Origin of the sequence: Pseudomonas sp. NPDC089741 (assembly GCF_044748825.1) — a bacterium.
Classification (GTDB): Bacteria; Pseudomonadota; Gammaproteobacteria; order Pseudomonadales; family Pseudomonadaceae; genus Aquipseudomonas; species Aquipseudomonas helmanticensis.
The window spans coordinates 167683-186215 of sequence record NZ_JBIVGT010000003.1 but is presented as its reverse complement, the minus strand read 5'-3'; the positions used below and the strand labels follow the sequence as shown (position 1 = coordinate 186215).

Genomic DNA, 18533 nt, shown 5'->3' with positions numbered 1-18533 from the left:
ACACCTGCCGGGCTGTTGTGGTGAGGATCCGCGCCTGTCAGTCGCACACGGCCATCACCGGCACGGTAAACCGGAACTCCGTCCCCTGCCCCGGCTCGCTGCTGGCCTCGATCCGCCCACCATGGGCTTCAACGATGCCCTGCGTGATGTACAGACCCAATCCGGTTCCGGTGGGATTACCCTCCTTCACCGTCCAGTAACGATCAAACACCCGTGCCAGGTTTTCCTTGGGAATGCCTTCGCCGGTATCGCGCACGGTAAACACGATTTCCTCACCCACCGACTTCGCCAGCACGCCCACCGAACCTTTGCGCGGGGTGAATTTGATCGCGTTGCCGATCAGGTTCGACAGCACCTGGAACAAGCGCTCCGGGTCGGCATGGATTTTCAGGTCGGGGTCGGTTTCGAACGAGATGCTGATGTCCTTGTCCAGCGCCAGCGGGCCTAGCAACGACTGGGTTTCCTCGAACATCTGCCCGACATCCAGAATCTGCGGGGCAATGCTGTAGCGCCCGGCATCGATTTTCGAGGTGTCGAGCAAATCCTCCAGCAGCGTGTTCATGCGCCCGGCGGCTTGCTGCATGGTATCGATCGCCGTCGAGATGCGCCGCGAGGTGTGCGGCCCATCGGAGCTGAACGCTTTGTGCAGCATGCCGCAGAGCATCGAGATAACGGTCATCGGATTGCGCAGGTCGTGGGAAACCACCGCCACTAGCTCGTCACGGGCGCGCACCGCTTCCTGTTCGCGACGGACCTGGCGCGCCAGATCGTTTTCCAGCGCCGAACGACGCAGGTCGTTGGCGGCGAACAGATCGCCGTGGCTCCACTTGGTGGAGATCCCGGCCATCTCGACTTTCCAGATTTCAAACGAGGTGCGCGGGCGCAGGCGCAAGCCGGCGTCGGAGTTTTCCAGGTCCAGCGGCTTGCGCGGATCACCGCTCCAATTGATGTTCTCTTTGACCTCCGGGCGGAACCACAGCACGCCGTTGTCGACCGGTTTGGGCAGGCTCATGGCAAGCACGCCACTGGCCACTTGCTGATACTCCGCGGCCGGTGGATACACGCTGGCCAGATTATGACTGGCGAACACCGGCTCGCCGCTGTCCTGCAGCCACTTGTGCAGGGCGCGGATCTGCGCAGGCTCCGGGCAGTTGCCGTAACGGTGCAATTGGTTGTCTTCAATGATCGCGATACCGCCGGCGTTGTTCAGCGCCATGAGCACTTGCGGCTGGTTGGCCAGGCCATCGAAAACGTTTTGCGGCGAATCGATCATCGCTTGATTGAGCAGAGCCAGCGCCTCGACTTTTTCTTCACGCTGACGGCTGATTTCCAGCGCTTCCATCGCGCTGATCTGCAACGACAGTACCTGGCCGATGGTCTGGCACGCCGCGCGCAATTCATGCGGCACGTGCAGCGGCTGACGGTTGCCGCAACTGATCAGACCCCAGAGCTTGTCGCCCTTGAGCAGCGAGATACTCATTGACGACAGCACGCCCATGTTTTTCATGTACTGACAGTGGATCGGCGACACGCTGCGCAGGGTGGCAAAACTCAAATCCAGCGGGGTGTCGGTGTCCGGACGCAGCTTCGGCAGCAACGGCACCGGCTGGTAATCGGCATTGGGGATGATCCGCAGCCAATTGGTCCGATACAACTCGCGGGCCTGCTCGGGAATGTCCGAGGCCGGGAAGAACAGACCGTTGAACACTTCCATCGACGGGTCGGACGCTTCGGCGATGACCTGGCCGTGTCCTTCCTCTTCGAAGCGATAGATCAGCACCCGGTCGTAACCGGTCATGGCCTGGATTTCCTTGACGCTGATGTCGTACAGCGCCTGCAACGAGGTAGCCGCGTGCAGACGCTGGAGCATGCGCCCCAAATGGGTCTGGTTGCCGGCGACGTTGCGCGGCTGGAAGTTTTCGACGTGGATTTCCAGCTCCAGAATCAGCACGCCCTGATGCCGGTGCAGCAAGCCATCGAACGCCGTGCCATTGAGGCGAAAGTGCAGCGGCGGCGTGTCGGACAATGCCGGTTGCAGCATGGCCTCGCGCACTTGCGCGGCCTCGGCGTCGCCGATCAGTTGCACCAGTGGCTGGCCGATCAGGCAGAGCGGCTCACGGTCCAGCAGGGTTGCAACGTTGGCGCTGACCTGAACGATCTCCAGCGCAGGCTCGCTCAGGGTCAGCAGCAAGCCGTGCGGCTGGATCGCGCCGGGGAAACGGATCGGCTCGTCGGCACAGTTCGCCAGCAGCTCTTCAAAGGCTTCTTTGTCTTGTGGGGTCATGCCAATACCTCCCGGCTTTCGAGCCAGCGCTCGAAACAGTTGAATGTGGTTTGTGCCGCTGTGACGACGGCGGTGCGTTCGTCGGCGCTGATCGGGCGATTGCCCAGATATTCGATGAAGTCGCGCCAGCGGCGACCAGTGGCGGCGCCATAGATATCGAGAAACGCCGCGCCATTGTCGGCTTCCAGGCCCAGTCGCGTGGCGATCTCGCGGCGCAGGATCTGCCCGCCGAGTGTCGCGCCTTCAAGTACGTAGAGCGCGCCGAGGCAGGTGGCGCCGGAGTCGATGACGGGCAGTTGCTCGCATTGCGGCAGACGTTGCAGCGCTTCGGCGCCCATGCCCAACGCTTGCAGGTCGGCGCGCAAGGTTGGTGCCTTGAGACGTGGCTGCAGATCAAAGTCGCAGGGGATCGAACCGCTGTTTCGCAAGGCGTTTTCCAGCGGCAGATAGAAGCCGTAATAGGCCTGCATCAACCGCACAAAAGCGTGTTTATCGAGGGTATCGGAGAAAAACGGAAGGCGTTTTTCCAGTGCGATGTGCAGTTCGGCAGTGCCGGCTCGCAGATCTTGCAGCACCGGTGGCACATAAACTTCACGGGCCTTTGCTTGCATGTAGATCGCTCTTGATGGGGCCGCCTGGGGCCATGCGGGGTGGGTGAAACAAGGGGGGCAAGTCTTGCACGGCAACCGTCGTTTGTTGATCGACCGGAGAGTTTTTTTGCCGAAACCATCGCCCTCTGAGGGTTTCAGAGTTGCAGCTTGTGCAAAAAGTTCGACCGCGTTGTCCAGCATGGCCGGGCTGTACCGCGACAGCGCCGCCTGACTGTATGGGTCTGACGGCGTGTGGGCTGTGATAAAAATGGCGCACTCGTTTCTGGAGCGCCGTCATGGACCTCGCCACCCTCTCGCTGTTTCTCCCCGCCTGTTTCGCCCTGAACATGGCTCCCGGCCCGAACAACCTGTTGTCGGTCAGCAACGCCACGCGCTATGGCTATCGCCGTGCCTTCGCCGCCGGTATCGGACGGATTCTGGCGTTCGCCGGGATGATCGCACTGGCCGGCGCCGGGTTGTCGGTGGTGCTGCAAACGTCCGAATGGCTGTTTCATGCGATCAAGATTATTGGCGCGGGGTATCTGTTGTATCTGGCCTGGCAATTGTGGCGCGCCAATCCCGAGGCCGAACAGCACGTGGCGGGAGCGTCGGTGGGCTTGTTCAGGCTGGCACGTCAGGAGTTTCTGGTGGCCGCCGGCAATCCCAAGGCGATTCTGCTGTTCACCGCATTCCTGCCGCAGTTTGTTGATCCAGCGCGCCCGGTGCCGGCGCAATTTGCCGTGCTCGGCGCGCTGTTTCTGTTGCTGGAATGGATCGCCATCGCTGCGTATGCCTGGATGGGCCTGCGCATGCGCCGCTGGTTCGCCGAGCCGCGCGGCAAGCGGATGTTCAACCGCTGCTGCGCGGGGCTGCTGTCGGCGGCGGCTTCAGTGCTGTTGCTGGCCAAACGCGCGTGAGGCTTACGCTTCGGACGGGCCTTTGAGTTCGACCTGATTGCCGTCCGGATCGAAGCAATACAAAGACAGGCCATAACCTTCAGCGCCAAAGCGTCGAGCGGCTTTTTCCACGGTCAGTCCGGCCGATTGCAGGTGCGCCGTCAACGCTTGTTCGTCGAACGGCTCGATGCGCAGACAGAAGTGATCGACATTGCGCCGCTCGGCACCGGCCGCCCCGCCGCCCTTGCGCCCGAGTTCACCGGCCAGGTCGACGAGATCGATCATTGAGGTGCCGGCACGCAAGTGCACCAGCCCCAGCGGTTCGTTGTGCCTGACCACCTCGGCGCCGAACACCCGAGCGTAGAAATCGATGCTGCGTTGCAGGTCTTTTACGCGCAGCACAATGTGATCAATATGTTGAATGGAAAACGGATGCATAAACCAACACCTCACAATCTCTGTAGGAGCTGCCGCAGGCTGCGATCTTTTGATTACCGGACGCGGAGCGTCCCCGGCTGCATTCCCACGCAGAGCGTGGGAACGATCATCAAAAGATCGCAGCCTGCGGCAGCTCCTACACAGTAGATCAGCAGACGGAAAATTCACTGTCGATTTTCCGGTGGAGCCATCGAGAATCTGGTTTTACTCTCAGCCCATGAACATACAAACCGCTGCCCTGCCGCCCCACGCCGAGATGGTTCGCGCCATGCTCGAACGCGACACTGCCTATGAAGGCGTGTTCTTCACGGCCGTGAAAACCACCGGAATTTTCTGCCGCCCCAGTTGCACGGCGCGCAAGCCGAAACCGCAAAACGTCGAGTTCTTCGCGCACGCCGATGAATGCCTGACCGCCGGTTATCGCGCCTGCCTGCGCTGCAAGCCACTGGACGCCGCAGCTATTGCGCCAGACTGGGTGCAGCGCCTGCTCACTGCCGTGGAAGCCGCCCCTGAGCTGCGCTGGAGCGATGCGCAACTGCTCGCCGCAGGCATCGAACCGTTGAAGTTGCGGCGCTGGTTCAAGCAGCATTTCGGCATGACTTTCCACGCTTGGCTACGTACTCGGCGGTTGGGCATGGCATTGGGCGGGATCAGACAAGGCACCTCGATTGATCATGCCGCGTTCGACTCGGGTTACGAATCGCTCAGCGGTTTTCGTGACGCTTTCCAGAAGTCCTTCCACATCACACCGGGCCGCGCCGAACAGAGCGAGCCGCTGCTGTTCACCCGGCTGACCACGCCACTGGGGCCGATGATCGCCATGGCCGAACGCCGTGGATTGGTGTTACTGGAGTTTCTTGATCGACCGGCGCTGACCGGCGAAGTTGAAGCGTTGCAGAACCGCTACGGCTACGCGATCGCGCCGGGGCATAACGCACACTTGCAGCAGATCGAAGAGGAACTGGCGGCCTACTTCGCCGGCAAACTGAACGTATTCACAGTGCCGTTGCATTTGCCCGGCAGCGAATTTTCCCGACAGGTATGGGCGGCCCTGCTGCAAATTCCTTACGGTCACACCAGCACCTACGGCACCATCGCCGCAGGGTTGGGCAAACCCGGCGCGAGTCGCGCGGTCGGGCTGGCCAACGGGCACAATCGGCTGTCGATTGTCGTGCCTTGTCATCGGGTGATTGGCGCGGATGGCTCGCTGACCGGCTATGGTGGAGGACAACCGCGCAAGGCATTCTTGCTGAGGCTGGAAAGCGCCGCGCTACAGCTCAGCCAACCCTTGGCGTTCTAACGAATATTGACCCATCAACAAGAAGGAATTTCGATGAGCACGCTCGACACCCGGTTTCACCAGTTGCATCAGCAAGGCCTGCTGATGCTGACCAACGTCGCCGACGCTACCGGCGCGCGACTGGTCGAACACCTCGGCGGTCAGGCCGTCGCCACCAGCAGTGCGGCGGTGGCCTGGGCCCACGGTTATCCGGACGGCAACACCTTGCCCCTCGAACGCCTGGTATCCACGGTGGAATCGATTGCCCGGGTGATCAGCGTGCCGTTGACCGTGGACGTCGAGGCCGGTTATTCCGATGATCTCGGGCGTGTCGCCGAGGTGCTTGAAGCGGTCATTGCGGCGGGTGCCGTCGGGATCAATATCGAGGACGGTTCCAACGCGCCGGAGTTGCTCGCGCGCAAGATCGAGGTGGCGCGGCAAATCGCCGACAAACGTTCGGTCAAGCTGTTCATCAACGCGCGCACCGATGTCTATCTGAAAAGCCTGGTGCCGGCTGAAGATCGCGTCGCCGAAACCCTGCGCCGCGCCGCGTTGTATCAGGCGGCCGGTGCCGATGGCTTGTTTGCCGCCGGTGTCACCTCAGCCTACGAGATCGAAGCGATCTGCAAAGGCACGACGCTGCCGGTCAACGTACTCGGCTTCGCCTGCCTGCCCTCGCCCGAAGAACTGCAAGCGCTGGGCGTGCGCCGCTTGAGCGCTGGCTCCGGCATCGCCGAATTCCTTTACGGGGCGATGGGCGGGCTGGTGAAAAGCTTCCTCGCCAGCGGCAAACTCGACACCCACGACCTCAAGGCCTTCACGTATGGCGAAGTCAACGGCTTGCTGAAATAACATGCCCGAGCACTATCAGGCAGCGAGCGAATTCCTCGCTGCGCTCGACCCGCACTGGCAGCAGCACATTGCCGCTGTCGGCCCGTGCCTGCATCAGCCGCATCCGGCGCGCGATCCTTACGAGTCGCTGGTACGGGCGATCGGCTACCAGCAACTGCATGCCAAGGCCGGCGACGCGATCATCGGACGGTTGGTCGGATTGTTTCCCGGGCAGTCATTCCCCCGCCCGGAACAAATCCTTGCGACCGATTTCGAACGGATGCGCAGTTGCGGATTTTCCGCCGGCAAGATTGCGACGATTCAGGGCATTGCCCAGGCAACGCTGGATGGCGTGGTGCCGGATTACGCCACGGCGCTGGCGATGGACGATGAAGCGTTGATCGAACGCTTGATCAGCCTGCGCGGAGTGGGCCGCTGGACCGTGGAGATGCTGCTGATCTACAGCCTGGAGCGCATGGACATTCTGCCGGCCGATGACTTTGGCGTACGTGAGGGCTATCGGCGGTTGATGGGACTGGAAGTGCAACCGACGCGCAAGCAAATGATCGAAATCGGCCTGGCGTGGAGCCCTTATCGAACGGTGGCTGCGTGGTATTTGTGGCGTGTGGCCAAGAGATAGACCGCGTTATCGTTCTTCGCGAGCAAGTCCGCTCCCACAATGATCTGTCTCTGTACAACACAAATCCCTGTAGGAGCTGCCGCAGGCTGCGATCTTTTGATTTTCATTTTAAAAAACAGGATCAAAAGATCGCAGCCTGCGGCAGCTCCTACAGGGGGATTTGCGGGGTCAGAGGCCGGATTTCAGGCGGCTGAATGCGCGGATCAAGGCGCGATTGAAGGCTTTGCCGTTATCGTTTTTGCTGTACAGCGTGGCCCTGACGTCGGCCGAGGGGTAGGTGCCCGGATCATTGCGGATCGATGCATCGACCAAGCCATCCGCCGCCGTGATCGCATTGGCGTAATGAATGGTGTCGGTGATCGGCGCCATCACTTCCGGCGTCATTAAATAATCCATCAACGCCAATCCGGCCTGAGGGTGCGGGGCGTCCTTGGGAATGACCATCGCGTCAAACCAGATCAATGTGCCCTCTTTCGGAATCCGGTAACTGAGCTTGAATGGCTTGTTCGCCGCCTGCGCCTGTCCCGCCGCAATCGCCACGTTGCCGTTCCACGACATCGCCACGCAGGTGTTGCCGTTGGCCAGATCGCTGATATTCAGATCATTGTCGAAGTAGCGGATGTACGGGCGGATCTTCGCCAATTGCTGCTCGGCGAGTTTCAGGTCATCGAGGTTCTGCCGGTTGATGTCCAGGCCCATGTACTTCATGACCGCGGCGAACACTTCGTTCGGGTCATTAAGCAAACTCACCCCGCAGTCGGCAAATTTCGAAACCACCGCCGGATCGAACAGCATCGCCCAACTGTCCGTCGGCGCATCAGGCAGACGTTGCTTGATCGCCTCCTCCTGATACCCCACGCCAGTGGTACCCCAAGCGTAGATGCCGGCGAAACGATTGCCCGGATCAAACACCGCCATGTGCTGACGAAACTCCTCGCCAACCCCGGCAAAGTGTGGCACCCGGGCCTTGTCCAGCGGCTGGATCGCGCCGCTTTCAATGGCCCGCGACAGATGCTGGCCGGCGGTCAGCACCAGGTCGTAGCCGCTGCGCCCGGTAAGTAGTTTGGTCTCGACGGTTTCCAGCGAGTCGAAGTGATCGGCGACCACATGAATGCCGGTTTTCGCCTCGAAATTCTTCAAGGTGTCCGGGGCCAGGTACTCGCCCCAGATGTACAGGTTGACCACCGGTTTCGCGGTGTCGGCGGCCTGCACACACAAGGGTGCAAGCACCAGCAATAACGCTTGAGTCAGTTTGTGCAGGCGCATGGTCAGGCTCCCTTCTTGTGGTCGGGCGTGCCGGCGTATTGCGGCATGGTGATGCACGCGACGTTGCCGCCACCGAGGAGGATTTCCCGGGAGTTTTCGATGCCGACGATTTTGTGCTGCGGAAACAGTTCGGCGAGCGTCGCCAGTGCGGCCTGATCCTGACGATCGCCAAACAGCGGCACTACGATCGAGCTGTTGCCGGCGTAATAGTTGATGTACGACGCGCAGATTTTAGTGCCGGCCTGGCGGGTGTGGGTGCTGTCCTGCTGATCGAGGCCTTCGGCTTCTTCGGCGGTCCACTCCAGCACATCCGGTTGCGGCAGTTTGTGCACGATCAGCTCGCGGCCACGGCTGTCACGGGTGCTGCGCAGAATATCGTAGGCCTCCTGATAGATTTCCCATTGCGGATCGTCGCGATTGTCGGTCCATTGCAGCACCACTTCGCCGGGACGGACGAAACAGGCGAGGTCATCGACGTGGCCATCGGTTTCGTCGAACTTGCAGCCGCGCGGCAGCCAGATCACTTGTTCGGCGCCGAGGTAATCGGTGAGCCTGCGGGTGACTTCATCCTTGCCCAGATGCTGGTTGCGATTGCGATTGAGCAGGCACTGTTCGGTGGTGAGGATGCTGCCCTGGCCGTCGCTCTGGATACCGCCGAGTTCGGCAATCAACGGCGCGCGGTAGCGGTCGAAACGCTCGATTTCAAGGATCTTGCTGGCGATCTGATCGTCCTTGTCCCACGGGTAGTAGAGGCCGCCGTCGAGACCGCCATAAGCATTGAATTCGAAGTCGACGCCGCGCACTTCGCCGCTCTGGTCATTGACCACAAAGCACGGGCCGCTGTCGCGAAACCAGGTGTCGTTGCAGGTCATTTCCACGACGCGTACTTGCGGCGGCAACTGCCGGCGCGCGGTGGCGAATTGCGCGGCCGAGGCGCAAACGGTGACCGGTTCGCTGTGGGAGATCGCGGTGACGATCTGCACCCAGACTTTCTGCGCAGGCTTGGCGCCGTTGCGCCAGACGTCAGTACGCTCCGGCCAGCCGAGCCAGCAGCCGGACTTGCTTTCGAATTCGCCGGGCAGACGGAAGCCGTCGTGTTTGGGGGTGGAGTCGAGCAAACGTGCCATGGTCAAACCTCGTTGTTCGCGATGGGAATGACCACAGGCTACGGTCGCAGGCAGAGCCCCCGCCAACGATGATTATTGCGGAACAGTTGAATTCAACTCATCAATCCGTCAGTTGATCGTTGAACCATTCGAGCATTTGCGCGACTGCCGGACGCTCCATGCGCAGCCGTTCACAGACCAGCGCGTATTGGCCGAGGGCGGTCATGCTCGAGGCGAATGGCCGCACCAGCCGACCGTTCTGCAAATCTTCCTGCGCAGTGAGGTTGTCGCCCATCGCAACGCCCTGCCCTTGCGCCGCCGCTTCCAGCGCCAGCCCGGCGTGGGCGAAATACAACTGGCGCTGCGGGCGCAGATCGCCGGCGTGGCTGGTGAGCCATGCGGTCCAGGTCTTGCCGTCCTGATCGTCGTGCAGCAGACAATGGCGGGCCAGATCCTTCGGCGTCTTCAGCGTGCCTTGGTTGAACAGGCCGGGGCTGCACACCGGGAAGAATTGCAGCGCCGGCAACGGTCGGACGAAATAGGCGCTGCTGTCGACCGGGCCGGTGCCGTAGGTGATTGCCAGGTCGATGTCTTCGCCGGGGGCGCTGGCGTCGATCGGCTGTTCGTAGAGGTGCAAGGTGATGTGCGGATAGCGCGCGTAGAAATCGCTGAGACGGCTCATCAACCACTTTTGCGCGAGTTCGGCGGTGACGGCCAAACGCAAGACCGCCAGCGAGGACGGATCGCGCAGTTCATCGCAGGCATCGCCGATCAGTTCGAAGGCTTGTTGCAGGCTCTGCATCAGCCGTCCGGCGGCGATGGTCGGGCGAATCTGCCGGCCTTCGCGGATGAACAGCGACACGCCAAGTTGCTCTTCGAGCTGGCGGATCTGGTGGCTGACGGCGCTGTCGGTGACGCACAGTTCAGCGGCGGCCCGGCCGAAATGCGCGTGACGGGCGGCGCATTCGAAGGTTCGCAGGGCGGCCAGTGAGGGCAGTCTACGCATGGGTTGGGATCCCTGTTTTTAGGACGACATGCTGACCGCAGCTGTCGCACGAGTCCAGTAGGAGCTGCCGCAGGCTGCGATCTTTTGATGGTGTATTTTGAAGGGCCAGATCAAAAGATCGCAGCCTGCGGCAGCTCCTACAGGGGAAACGCTTGCCAGCGATGGCGGCAGCGCATTCACCACAACTCTTCTAGGCTGAACCGAACCCATCCAGCCCACCGGAGGCCCCTCATGCACCTCGAAGGCTCCTGCCACTGCGGCGCCGTCACCTTCAGCCTGACCAGCGCCCACCCCTATCCTTATCAACGCTGCTACTGCTCGATCTGCCGCAAGACCCAGGGCGGTGGTGGCTATGCGATCAACCTCGGCGGCGACTCGGCCAGCCTCAAGGTTCAGGGGCGCAAACACATTTCGATCTACCACGCGAAGATGAAGGACGAAGGCGACAAACGTGCACACCGCAGCACCGCCGAACGGCATTTCTGCTCACTGTGCGGCAGCGGTTTATGGCTGTTCAGCCCGGAGTGGCCGGAGCTGATCCACCCCTTCGCCTCGGCCATCGACACGCCGTTGCCGGTGCCGCCGGAGCACACGCACTTGATGCTCGGTTCGAAGGCTTCGTGGGTTGAGGTGAACGCAAAGCCCGCAGACAAGCAGTTTGAGGTTTATCCCCAAGAGTCAATTGCGCAGTGGCATGAGCGGTTGGGGTTGCTCAGATGAGTGGGGAATTGTGGTGTGATTGATGGCCTCTTCGCGAGCAGGCCGGGACTGGCAACGCAGATCAATCCAGATGCGCCCAGGTCATCCGAAACGATGCCCCGCCCCATGCCGATTCACCGACTTCGACCTGCCCGCCATGCGACTGCGACACTCGTCGCACCAGCGCCAGGCCCAAACCAAACCCGCCGGTACGCCGATCGCGGCTGGCATCCAGCCGCGAGAATGGCTCGAAAATCTTCTCGCGCCCATCCAGCGGCACTCCCGGCCCGTCGTCGTTGACCCGCACCTCGTAGTATTCGCCATTGCGCTCCAGCGTCACCTCCACGCGCTGCTCGGCATAACGAATGGCATTGCGCAGCAGATTGATGACCGCCCGCGCCATGAACCGCGGTTCGATGCGCACGGTGTCGAGCCGGCAATCGCCAATCAGCAACTGCACCCCCGCCGCTTCCGCTTCCAGCGCCACGCTGCCGACGACGCTGTCGAGCCAGTTGGCGGCCTGGATGTTTTCGCGCTTGATCACCGTCGCGCCGCGCTCAAGGCTGGCGTAGGTCAACAGTTCGGAGACCATCTCTTCCAGCTCGCCGAGATCGGCATACATATCGGCAATCAGCTCGCGGTTCTGGCTGGCGTCCGGTTGTTGCTTGAGTTGGTCGAGCTCAAACGACAACCGCGCAATCGGCGTGCGCAGTTCATGGGACACAGCGTTGGTCAGTTCGCGCTGATTGGCGATCAAACCTTCGATACGCGCCGCCATCAAATTGAAGTGCTCGGCCAGGTCGCGGATGTTCGAGCGTTTCGACAATTGAATGCGCGACGACAAGTCATTGCCGCCAAAACGCTCGGCGGCCAGCCGCAGTTTTTCCAGATCACGCCAGTGCGGACGCACCCAGAAGAACAGGACGATACCGATCACCACGGCAATCATCAGGTACGCCGCGACGATGTAGAAAGGCATCAGGCTCGGTTCGGCGGGCAGGCGAATACTCAGCAACTGCGGGCCGCCATCGATGGCGGAAATGTATTGGCTGTATTTGTCGCGGATGACCAGCAAGCCATCGGCCAGCTCGGTTTTTTCCTCGTCGGTCAGGTTCAGTTGGCCGGCATCGACCAGCGTCAGCCCCAGCCCGTAGTGCGGGCGTATCGATTGCAACTGGTTTTCCCGCGCAGGGCCATCGAGTTCACGTAACTGCTGAGTGAGCGTCCAGGCCTGACCGCGCACGGCTTCACGGTTGTAGTCGCGTTGCTGATAATCGAGCAGCGCATCGAACGTGTGTTCAACCGTCTGCAACGCCAACACCAGCCCCACCGTCATGACCAGAAACAGCCCGAAAAATAACCGCAGCATCTACAGCTCCCAGGCGAACGGATTGAACAGATAACCTTTGCCCCACACGGTCTTGATGCACACCGGCTCGCGAGGGTTGTCCTTGAGTTTGTTACGCAATTTGCTGATGTACACGTCGACGCTGCGATTGAGCCCGTCGAAGGCAATGCCGCGCATGCGGTTGAGAATGTCGTCGCGCGAGAGCGTCTTGCCCGCCGCACTGGCGAGCAGCCACAACAGCTCGAACTCCATGGTGGTCATTTCGATGACTTCCCCGGCCAGGCGCACTTCGCGGCAACTGCGGTCGATCCTCAAATGGCCGAACTCGAGCAGGCTGACCACATTGCTGTCCGGCACCTGCCGCCGTTGCAACGCGCGCAGGCGGGCCAGCAATACCGGCGGTTTGATCGGTTTGATCACGTAGTCATCGGCACCCGATTCCAGGCCGAGAATGTGGTCGAGGTCGTCTTCCTTGGCGGTCAGAATCACGATCGGCGTATCCGACACGCTGCGAATTTCGCGGCACACGTGCAGGCCCCTCTGCCCCGGCAGCATCAGGTCGAGCACCACTACTTTCGGCTTGAATTCGAGAAACGCGGCCACCGCCAGATCGCCGCGATGCACCGAGCGGACTTCGTAGCCGTGTTGTTCGAGGAAGTGGGCGATCAGCGCGGCAAGACGCTCGTCGTCTTCCACCAGCAGGACTTTGCCAAAACCCAGATTATCCATATCGACCGTGTGCCAACCCATGTGTAAGGGCCGACATTATGGCGGCATTCGTGGGCGAGGGCCGTTTTGCGCTGATGTTTCATACTCTTAAGAGTTTTTAACAATCACACGCGCAAAGATCGCAGCCTTCGGCAGCTGCTACATCTTGAATGCATTTCCCTGTAGGAGCTGCCGAAGGCTGCGATCTTTTGATCTTAACGGTTTACAGGCACACCGCTGTGAAAGCGGAATTCTTCATCCGGCGATTCAATCAGCTCTTGCTCGGCAGCGCGGACTCGCTCGATCACCTGCGCAACATCCTTGGCATCGCCGTACTGATAAGCGAGCTTCAGATAACCCTGAAAATGCCGCGCCTCGCTTTTCAGCAGGCCAAAGTAGAACTTGCCGAGTTCTTCATCCAGATGCGGCACCAGCGCTTCGAACCGCTCGCAACTGCGCGCTTCGATAAACGCCCCGACCACCAGCGTATCGACCAGTTTCACCGGCTCGTGGCTACGCACCACCTTGCGCAGGCTCGACGCGTAACGGCCGGCATGCAGCTGGCGCAGCTCGATCTTGCGGCGTTTCATCAGGCGCATGACCTGCTCGTGGTGCACCAGTTCTTCCCGGGCCAGACGCGACATCATGTTGATCAGGTCGACGTGGGAATGGTACTTGGCTATCAGGCTCAGCGCGGTGCTGGCAGCCTTGAACTCGCAGTTCTTGTGGTCGATCAGCAGGGTTTCCTGATCGGCCAGTGCGGCCTGGACCCAGGCGTCAGGGGTGCGGCAGCCAAGGAATTCGTGGATTTCGGGAAGGATCATGGGGCTCACGGTAAAGGTGTTCGAGCGAAGGGCGCCGATTATACCGGCCTGCCCGCAGACCACCAGCCGCCCGCGTTGATATGCATCAAGTCGCAGGCGCATGAGCAGCAACTATAGTTGTGCAACGCCGTGCCTTTTCTTTGCTGGAGACTCCGCTCATGCAAGCCATTCGCAGCATTCTGGTGGTCATCGAACCCGAACATTCGGAAAGCCTGGCGCTCAAGCGCGCCAAGCTGATCGCAGGCGTGACCCAGGCCCATCTGCACCTGCTGGTGTGTGACAAGAAGCACGACCACGCCGGCATGCTCGGCGTACTCAAGGCCGCGCTGTTAGCCGATGGTTACAGCGTGACGACCGAACAGGCGTGGAACGAGAGCCTGCACGAAACCATCATTGATGTGCAGCAGGCCGAGGGTTGCGGGCTGGTGGTCAAACAGCATTTCCCCGACAGTCCGCTGAAAAAGGCCCTGCTGACGCCGGCGGACTGGAAACTCTTGCGCCACTGCCCGACCCCGGTGCTGTTGGTGAAAACATCCACGTCCTGGAAGGACCGCGTGATCCTGGCCGCCGTCGATGTCGGCAATGCCGATGGCGAACACCGGCATCTGCACACCACGATCATTGATCACGGCTATGACATTGCCAGTCTGGCCAAGGCGCACCTGCATGTGATTGCGGCGCATCCTTCACCGATGCTGTCGGCGGCGGATCCGACTTTCCAACTGAGCGAAACCATCGAAGCGCGCTATCGCGAGCAGTGTCGGGCGTTTCAGGCGGAATTTGATGTCGATGACGAACATTTGCACATCGAGGAAGGCCCGGCAGATGTGCTGATCCCGTTTATGGCGCACAAGCTGCAGGCGGCGGTGACCGTGATCGGCACGGTGGCGCGAACCGGTTTGTCAGGAGCGTTGATCGGCAATACCGCAGAAGTGGTGCTGGACGAGCTGGAAAGCGACGTACTGGTGCTCAAGCCGCAGGAGGTCGAGGATCATCTGGTGGAGTTGGCGGTGAAACATTAAAGATCAAAAGATCGCAGCGTGCCGCAGCTCCTACAGATATTGCGGGCGCCCGACGTCACACAAACCTGTAGGAGCTGCGGCACGCTGCGATCTTTTGAGGTTCAGGCGCCAAAGGCGTCTTTGAGGAATCCGGGGGCGATGTAGCGCTGATAATGCGCTTCCGACAGCAGGAAGAATTCCCGATCAATGGCATCGCGCAATTCCGGCAGGTTCCACTCGCGAAACTCCGGCAGCAACACCATCCCGTACGCTTCCAGATTAATGATCACCCGCGCACCACGAGCGATCAGTTGATACGCCCAGCAATATTCCGATTGATGCGGCACGAAGCGGATCTTGCGCTGTTCGAGCTGCTCGCGCAGGCGCGCCGAATCGAAAATCTCGACCTTGCCCGCCATCACTTGTGACAGCAATTGTTCCAGACGCAGCCACACCGCGCGTTTTTCCTCCTCGTTGTAACCATTCCAATGGATCACTTCGTGGTGGAAACGCTTGCAGCCACGGCACACCAGATCACCGTAAACAGTGGAGCAGAGGCCGACGCAGGGGGTCTTGATGGTCTGATTGGGCATAAAGTAGGCAAAGGCACTGAAACGCGGAACAGGTCGGCATGTTAGCCCTTTGTCTAACATTCATCACCCCTCAAACTTCAGGGACGAACTTACGTTTAATTTTTTTTTGCCGTAGAATCAGCCAGCCTTTTAAGGCGCCAATGTCCGTTAGAAGCTGTTTTCAAAGCGTCACGAGCACAGTCGTTCCTTCAGAGCGGTGTTGGCGAGGGGTTTTTCCAGCGGGGAAAAGCCCATCGCCAACCCTCATCAGCTCCCCGTTCTGCAGGCGTAAAACTTTGAAAGCAGCTTCTGTAAGGAATGGTCGGTAATTCTGGCTAAGTGGCCCACAACGCCACGCAGCGCATGAGTACGACCATTTCGGGATGAGCGTCCCGGACACCCATTTGGGACCACTGATGAGGGTAATAACTGTGCTTGAAGCCTACCGCAAACATATCGAAGAGCGTGCAGCCCTGGGTATCGTTCCCCAGCCGCTTAACGCCGAACAAACAGCAGGCCTGGTCGAGCTGCTGAAAAACCCTCCGGCTGGCGAAGAAGAATTTCTCGTTGACCTGATCACCAATCGCATTCCACCAGGCGTGGACGAAGCGGCCTATGTAAAAGCCGGTTTCCTGTCTGCTCTGGCCAAGGGCGAAGTTTCCTCCCCGCTGCTGGACAAAAAGCGCGCTGTAGAACTGCTCGGCACCATGCAGGGCGGCTACAACATCGTCACTCTGGTTGACCTGCTGGACGACGCCGAGCTGGCGCCAGTCGCTGCCGCGCAACTCAAGCACACCCTGCTGATGTTCGATGCGTTCCACGACGTCGCGGAAAAAGCCAAGAACGGCAACGCTCACGCAAAAGCCGTGCTGCAATCCTGGGCTGACGGCGAGTGGTTCAAGAACCGCCCGACCCTGGCCGACAAGATCAGCCTGCGTGTATTCAAGGTTACCGGCGAAACCAACACTGACGACCTGTCCCCTGCCCCAGATGCCTGGTCGCGTCCAGACATCCCGCTGCACGCCCTGGCCATGCTGAAAATGGCCCGCGACGGCATCGTTCCTGATCAGCAGGGCGCCATCGGCCCGATGAAGCAGATCGAACAAATGCGCGGTGAAGGCTTCCCGATCGCCTACGTCGGTGATGTGGTCGGTACCGGTTCTTCGCGTAAATCCGCTACCAACTCGGTACTGTGGTTCTTCGGCGATGACGTTCCTTACGTGCCGAACAAGCGCGCTGGCGGTTTCTGCTTCGGCAGCAAAATCGCTCCAATCTTCTACAACACCATGGAAGATGCCGGCGCACTGCCAATCGAGTTCGACGTTTCCAACATGAACATGGGCGACGTGATCGACCTGTACCCGCATGCTGGCAAAGTCTGCAAACACGGCACCGACGAAGTCCTGACCACCTTCGAAATGAAGACCCCGGTTCTGTTGGACGAAGTCCGTGCTGGCGGCCGTATCCCGCTGATCATTGGCCGCGGCCTGACCGAGAAGGCTCGCGCCGAACTGGGTCTGCCGGCGTTCGACCTGTTCAAGAAGCCTGATGCACCGATCGAAAGCACCAAGGGTTACACCCTGGCGCAGAAAATGGTCGGCAAGGCTTGCGGTCTGGCAGAAGGCAAAGGCATCCGTCCTGGCACCTACTGCGAACCGAAAATGACCACCGTGGGTTCTCAGGACACCACCGGTCCAATGACCCGTGACGAACTGAAAGACCTGGCGTGCCTGGGCTTCTCCGCTGATCTGGTAATGCAGTCGTTCTGCCACACCGCAGCCTATCCAAAGCCGATCGACGTGACCACCCACCACACCCTGCCTGACTTCATCATGACCCGCGGCGGCGTTTCCCTGCGTCCGGGCGACGGCATCATCCACTCGTGGCTGAACCGTATGCTGCTGCCAGACACCGTCGGCACCGGTGGTGACTCGCACACCCGTTTCCCGATGGGCATTTCGTTCCCGGCCGGTTCCGGTCTGGTTGCGTTTGCTGCGGCCACCGGCGTCATGCCGCTGGACATGCCGGAATCGATTCTGGTGCGCTTCAAAGGCAAAATGAAACCTGGCATCACCCTGCGTGACCTGGTTCATGCGATTCCTTACTTCGCTATCCAGAACGGTCTGCTGACCGTCGAGAAGAAAGGCAAGAAAAACGCCTTCTCCGGCCGCATCCTGGAAATCGAAGGTCTGGAAGGTCTGACCCTCGAGCAGGCGTTCGAACTGTCCGACGCCGCGGCCGACCGTTCGGCTGCCGGTTGCACCATCAAGCTGTCGAAAGAGTCGATCACCGAGTACCTGAACTCCAACATCACCCTGCTGCGCTGGATGATCGGCGAAGGCTACGGCGATGCGCGTACTCTGGAACGCCGTGCTCAAGCGATGGAAGCCTGGGTTGCCAACCCGGAACTGATGGAAGCCGATGCCGACGCCGAATACGCCGAAATCATCGAAATCGATCTGGCCGACATCAGCGAGCCTGTACTGTGCGCGCCGAACGATCCGGACGACGCCCGGCAGCTGTCCAGCGTTGCTGGCGAGAAGATCGACGCAGTGTTCAGCGGTTCGGGCATGACCCACATCGGGCACTTCCGCGCTGCCGGTAAATTGCTGGATCAGGTCAAGGGTCAGCTGCCAACCCGTCTGTGGCTGTCGCCGCCGACCAAGATGGACGCTCACCAGCTGACCGAAGAAGGCTACTACGGCATCTACGGCAAGGCTGGCGCGCGCATGGAAATGCCGGGCTGCTCGCTGTGCATGGGTAACCAGGCACGTGTAGAGCCGAACGCGACCGTGGTGTCGACGTCGACCCGTAACTTCCCGAACCGTCTGGGCGACGGCGCGAACGTCTACCTGGCTTCGGCCGAGTTGGCGTCCGTCGCTTCGATCCTGGGTCGCCTGCCGACCGTCGAGGAGTACATGGAATACGCTGGCAAGATCGACAGCATGGCGGCCGATATCTACCGCTACCTGTCCTTCGACCAGATCGCCGAGTTCCGTGAAGCTGCTGCGAACGCCAACATTCCGGTCGTTCAAGCCTAACGCT

At 60.6% G+C, this 18533-nt stretch carries 17 protein-coding genes; 7 read left to right on the top strand and 10 right to left on the bottom strand.

Annotated elements, in window-relative coordinates:
* Window positions 1-37 precede the first annotated feature (37 nt).
* Window positions 38-2284, bottom strand: a complete 2247-nt coding sequence (locus tag ACIPZE_RS04885) for an ATP-binding protein (protein ID WP_400771706.1) — start codon at window positions 2282-2284, stop codon at window positions 38-40.
* The gene (locus ACIPZE_RS04880; protein ID WP_400771704.1) at window positions 2281-2895 is read right to left on the bottom strand and encodes a biliverdin-producing heme oxygenase; all 615 of its coding nucleotides are present in this window, start codon (window positions 2893-2895) and stop codon (window positions 2281-2283) included. The genes ACIPZE_RS04885 and ACIPZE_RS04880 overlap by 4 nt, the downstream gene beginning before the upstream one ends.
* Before the next feature lie 275 nt (window positions 2896-3170).
* Between ACIPZE_RS04880 and ACIPZE_RS04875 the strand changes: the two genes are divergently transcribed.
* Window positions 3171-3791, top strand: coding sequence for a LysE family translocator (locus ACIPZE_RS04875; RefSeq protein WP_283436130.1), 621 nt, complete (start codon window positions 3171-3173; stop codon window positions 3789-3791).
* 3 nt (window positions 3792-3794) lie between these two features.
* Here the strand turns inward: ACIPZE_RS04875 and ACIPZE_RS04870 are convergent, their stop codons facing one another.
* Entirely contained in the window at window positions 3795-4208 is a 414-nt protein-coding gene (locus ACIPZE_RS04870; protein ID WP_283436129.1) for a VOC family protein, read from the bottom strand.
* Between the two features lie 217 nt (window positions 4209-4425).
* On the opposite strand from ACIPZE_RS04870, the gene ACIPZE_RS04865 reads away from it, so the two are divergent.
* The 3 genes from ACIPZE_RS04865 to ACIPZE_RS04855 are packed head-to-tail and all read left to right on the top strand — an operon-like array spanning window position 4426 to window position 6958.
* Window positions 4426-5508, top strand: coding sequence for a bifunctional transcriptional activator/DNA repair enzyme AdaA (locus ACIPZE_RS04865; RefSeq protein WP_400771702.1), 1083 nt, complete (start codon window positions 4426-4428; stop codon window positions 5506-5508).
* A 33-nt stretch (window positions 5509-5541) separates the two neighbouring features.
* Window positions 5542-6339 carry an isocitrate lyase/phosphoenolpyruvate mutase family protein gene (locus tag ACIPZE_RS04860; protein ID WP_129394355.1) on the top strand — a complete coding sequence of 266 codons (798 nt, stop codon included), beginning with the start codon at window positions 5542-5544 and terminating at the stop codon, window positions 6337-6339.
* Window position 6340: 1 nt separating this feature from the next.
* A complete protein-coding gene (locus tag ACIPZE_RS04855; RefSeq protein WP_283436126.1) occupies window positions 6341-6958 on the top strand; it encodes a DNA-3-methyladenine glycosylase in 618 nt (205 codons plus the stop codon).
* Between the two features lie 168 nt (window positions 6959-7126).
* On the opposite strand, the gene ACIPZE_RS04850 is transcribed toward ACIPZE_RS04855, so the two are convergent.
* From ACIPZE_RS04850 to ACIPZE_RS04840, 3 genes are all read right to left on the bottom strand, one after another.
* Window positions 7127-8224: an extracellular solute-binding protein gene (locus ACIPZE_RS04850; RefSeq protein WP_400771699.1), complete on the bottom strand. Its 1098-nt coding sequence runs from the start codon at window positions 8222-8224 to the stop codon at window positions 7127-7129.
* Window positions 8225-8226: 2 nt separating this feature from the next.
* Window positions 8227-9351 (bottom strand): agmatine deiminase, encoded by a 1125-nt coding sequence (gene aguA / locus ACIPZE_RS04845; RefSeq protein ID WP_283436124.1) that lies wholly within the window; start codon window positions 9349-9351, stop codon window positions 8227-8229.
* 100 nt (window positions 9352-9451) lie between these two features.
* Window positions 9452-10336 carry a LysR substrate-binding domain-containing protein gene (locus ACIPZE_RS04840; protein ID WP_283436123.1) on the bottom strand — a complete coding sequence of 295 codons (885 nt, stop codon included), beginning with the start codon at window positions 10334-10336 and terminating at the stop codon, window positions 9452-9454.
* Between the two features lie 231 nt (window positions 10337-10567).
* Here ACIPZE_RS04840 and ACIPZE_RS04835 point away from each other — a divergent pair, with 231 nt between their 5' ends.
* Window positions 10568-11056: a GFA family protein gene (locus tag ACIPZE_RS04835; protein WP_283436122.1), complete on the top strand. Its 489-nt coding sequence runs from the start codon at window positions 10568-10570 to the stop codon at window positions 11054-11056.
* Window positions 11057-11117: 61 nt separating this feature from the next.
* On the opposite strand, the gene ACIPZE_RS04830 is transcribed toward ACIPZE_RS04835, so the two are convergent.
* The 3 genes from ACIPZE_RS04830 to ACIPZE_RS04820 form a co-directional block, all read right to left on the bottom strand.
* Entirely contained in the window at window positions 11118-12404 is a 1287-nt protein-coding gene (locus tag ACIPZE_RS04830) for an ATP-binding protein (RefSeq protein WP_283436121.1), read from the bottom strand.
* The gene (locus tag ACIPZE_RS04825) at window positions 12405-13112 is read right to left on the bottom strand and encodes a response regulator (RefSeq protein WP_400771869.1); all 708 of its coding nucleotides are present in this window, start codon (window positions 13110-13112) and stop codon (window positions 12405-12407) included.
* A gap of 194 nt (window positions 13113-13306) precedes the next feature.
* Window positions 13307-13915 carry a tRNA-(ms[2]io[6]A)-hydroxylase gene (locus tag ACIPZE_RS04820; RefSeq protein ID WP_283436120.1) on the bottom strand — a complete coding sequence of 203 codons (609 nt, stop codon included), beginning with the start codon at window positions 13913-13915 and terminating at the stop codon, window positions 13307-13309.
* 158 nt (window positions 13916-14073) lie between these two features.
* Here ACIPZE_RS04820 and ACIPZE_RS04815 point away from each other — a divergent pair, with 158 nt between their 5' ends.
* Window positions 14074-14937, top strand: a complete 864-nt coding sequence (locus ACIPZE_RS04815; RefSeq protein ID WP_400771696.1) for a universal stress protein — start codon at window positions 14074-14076, stop codon at window positions 14935-14937.
* Between the two features lie 101 nt (window positions 14938-15038).
* Here ACIPZE_RS04815 and ACIPZE_RS04810 read toward each other — a convergent pair whose 3' ends face one another.
* Window positions 15039-15509 carry a DUF1289 domain-containing protein gene (locus ACIPZE_RS04810; protein ID WP_045123298.1) on the bottom strand — a complete coding sequence of 157 codons (471 nt, stop codon included), beginning with the start codon at window positions 15507-15509 and terminating at the stop codon, window positions 15039-15041.
* 410 nt (window positions 15510-15919) lie between these two features.
* Here ACIPZE_RS04810 and acnB point away from each other — a divergent pair, with 410 nt between their 5' ends.
* Window positions 15920-18529 carry a bifunctional aconitate hydratase 2/2-methylisocitrate dehydratase gene (gene acnB / locus ACIPZE_RS04805; protein ID WP_400771867.1) on the top strand — a complete coding sequence of 870 codons (2610 nt, stop codon included), beginning with the start codon at window positions 15920-15922 and terminating at the stop codon, window positions 18527-18529.
* The last annotated feature ends 4 nt before the right edge of the window (window positions 18530-18533 follow it).